The sequence below is a fragment of the Nitrosomonas sp. Is37 genome, assembly GCF_033063275.1.
Taxonomy (GTDB): Bacteria; Pseudomonadota; Gammaproteobacteria; order Burkholderiales; family Nitrosomonadaceae; genus Nitrosomonas.
This window is the reverse complement of record NZ_JAWJYP010000080.1, coordinates 1-560: the sequence shown is the minus strand read 5'-3', so window position 1 is coordinate 560 and position 560 is coordinate 1. Positions and strand designations below refer to the sequence as shown.

Here is a 560-nt window from a genome sequence, read left to right as displayed (position 1 = left end):
CAGGATTCACAGCCTACTGCAGCCAGCGGTTTCTTGGGCGCGTCGATCGTATAGCCGCCTGCTTTGCCAAAACCATCTACATGACAGCCTACGCAGTCTTTGTCTTGGGTATAGTCTTTTTCCGGATCCAGCTTGGCTTTAATTTTGGCTTCTTTTTTGGTATTTGGCTTGAGCGATTCCATTGCCTTGGCATGCGCGGTGTCTTTCCATGATTTGGCTTGCGATTTGTGACAGTTGCTGCATTTGGTGCGCCCTTCAAATGGAACATCCGAAGCGGCTATGCTACTTCCCGTCATCAATGCAAACATTGCTGCTATAGCAAGTGCATAGACTGTAATGTACTTCATGTTCTCTCCTTTTTTTTCTAACTTAGGTCTTAACAGTAATAAATCTAGCCGTATTGTACGCGATCATCAGATTGTGTAAATGGTTTTGATTCTGCTAGTAGGGTTATTTCTAAGTGCTGCTCTTTATGGCAGTTTATATACCCAGTATCCTCCTTGCTGGTAGACAAGTTGCGCAGCTTTTAGGTCAAGCGGCGGCGGCTTGTCAGTAAAGGG

General features: G+C 45.5%; 1 protein-coding gene. It reads right to left on the bottom strand.

Features of this window, described 5'->3' with window-relative positions; genetic code table 11:
• Nucleotides 1-347 (bottom strand): cytochrome c family protein (locus R2Q26_RS15350; protein ID WP_317537086.1); only part of this gene is annotated, 347 nt, incomplete at its 3' end.
• Nucleotides 348-560 lie beyond the last annotated feature (213 nt).